The sequence below is a fragment of the Dietzia sp. B19 genome (assembly GCF_014145155.1).
Taxonomy (GTDB): domain Bacteria; phylum Actinomycetota; class Actinomycetes; order Mycobacteriales; family Mycobacteriaceae; genus Dietzia; species Dietzia natronolimnaea.
In genome coordinates this window covers 3,267-4,872 of sequence record NZ_JAALED010000522.1, presented here as the reverse complement: position 1 = coordinate 4,872, position 1,606 = coordinate 3,267, and the positions used below count along the sequence as shown (strand labels likewise).

The window sequence follows — 1,606 nt, the reverse complement described above, 5'->3', positions numbered from 1 at the left end:
CCGCCGCGGGGTCGGTCGATGGTCTCGGTGTGACCGACGACGCCGTCGTCCAGGACGAGCACACGGTCGGCCAGGGCCACCGCCTCGTCGACGTCGTGCGTCACCAGCAGGACCCCGAGACCGTGGTGCGCCCACAGCCGCAGCAGGAGGCGGTGCATGGTGCGCCGGGTGAGGGCGTCGAGCGCGCCGAAGGGCTCGTCGAGCAGCAACAGCGACGGCTCGGCGACGAGCGCCCGGGCGAGCGAGGTCCGCTGCGCCTGCCCGCCGGAGAGTTCCCCCGGGTAGGCGCCCTCGCGGCCCCCGAGCCCCACCTCGGCGAGGATCCCGGTGACCCGGTCGGTCTTTTCCCCCCGTCCGACGTCGACCCGGTTGAGGCCGTGCCTGACGTTCTCGGCGACGGTGCGCCAGGGCAGCAGCCGGGAGTCCTGGAACACGACGGCCGGGGGGCCCTCGATGTGGACGCTCCCTCCGTCGAGCTCCCGGTCCAGTCCGGCGAGGATCCGCAGCGCGGTGGATTTGCCGCTACCGCTCCGACCGAGCAGGGCGACGATGTCGCCGCGGGGGATCGTCAGGTCGAGATCGCGGAGAACGACGGTGTCGCCGAAGCTGCGGGTGACATCTCGCAGCGCGCCCGCGGGGGCGAGGGTGGTGGTCATGACTGTGGCTCCTGGGTGGTGGTCGGTGGTCACCGGTAGTGGCGCAGCGCACGGGCCTCGGCGACGCGGACCACCGCGTCCGTGAGGATGCCGAGCAGCGCGTACACGACCAGGCCGACGATGATCACGTCGATCCGGAAGTAGTCGCGGGCGTTCATGATGAGGTAGCCGATGCCGTTGGTGGCGTTGAGCTGCTCGGCCACGATGAGCGTCAACCAGGCGATCGCGAGCGACTGCCGCACGCCGACCAGGACCTGGGGCGCGATCGACGGGAGGATCACCTCGGTGAGCCGCTGGCGTCGGCTGAATCCGAAGACCGTCGCCATGTCCTGCAGCCTGGGATCCACCTGCCGCAGGCCCGAGGCCGTGTTGAGGTAGATCGGGAAGACCACACCGAGTGCGATGAGCAGCACCTTCGGGGTCTCACCGATGCCGAACCACAGGATGAACAGCGGTATCAGCCCGAGGTGCGGCAACGCGCGGAGCATCTGGAGCGGGGGGTCGACGAGGGCGTCCGCGATCCGCGAGGTTCCGACGATCACCCCCAGGACGAGTCCGGCCACGGCCCCCAGGACGAACCCCTGGACCACGCGGACGCTCGAGACGGCCAGCGAGTCGGCGAGCTCACCTGAGGCGATGAGCTCCAGTGCGGAGGAGGCGATGAGCTGCGGGGCGGGAAGGATCCGCTCCGGCAGGATGCCGGTGGCTCCGGCGATCTGCCAGATGAGGATCAGTACGACGGGGCTGAGCCAGCGCAGCCAGGTGGTCCGGCGGCGGGGCCGGCGGCGGCCGACAGTGCCGCGCCCGGGAGCCGGCGTCTCCGCGGTGGGGCCGGCGGCCACCTCACGCGGGCCCGTCGGCGTGGAGGCGAGAACGGTGGTCATGGTGAGGTCTCCTCGTCTCGTCACCCGCCGACGGTGGCGGGCTGCCCGGGCCAGATGTCGGTCCCG

The 1,606-nt window shown here is 71.8% G+C and carries 2 protein-coding genes; both read right to left on the bottom strand.

The genetic code is table 11. The features are described from left to right. Positions 1-656, bottom strand: a 656-nt coding sequence (locus G6020_RS14195; protein ID WP_182611054.1) for an ABC transporter ATP-binding protein, incomplete at its 3' end; no start/stop codon positions are given. A gap of 29 nt (positions 657-685) precedes the next feature. Then, on the bottom strand, positions 686-1,540 hold the full coding sequence (locus tag G6020_RS14190) for an ABC transporter permease (protein WP_182611053.1): 855 nt from the start codon (positions 1,538-1,540) through the stop codon (positions 686-688). Positions 1,541-1,606: the final 66 nt, after the last annotated feature.

Excerpts from the sequence above, each read along its gene's own strand:
- G6020_RS14190 (WP_182611053.1), bottom strand. The coding sequence starts at position 1,540 with ATGACCACCGTTCTCGCCTCCACGCCGACGGGCCCGCGTGAGGTGGCC.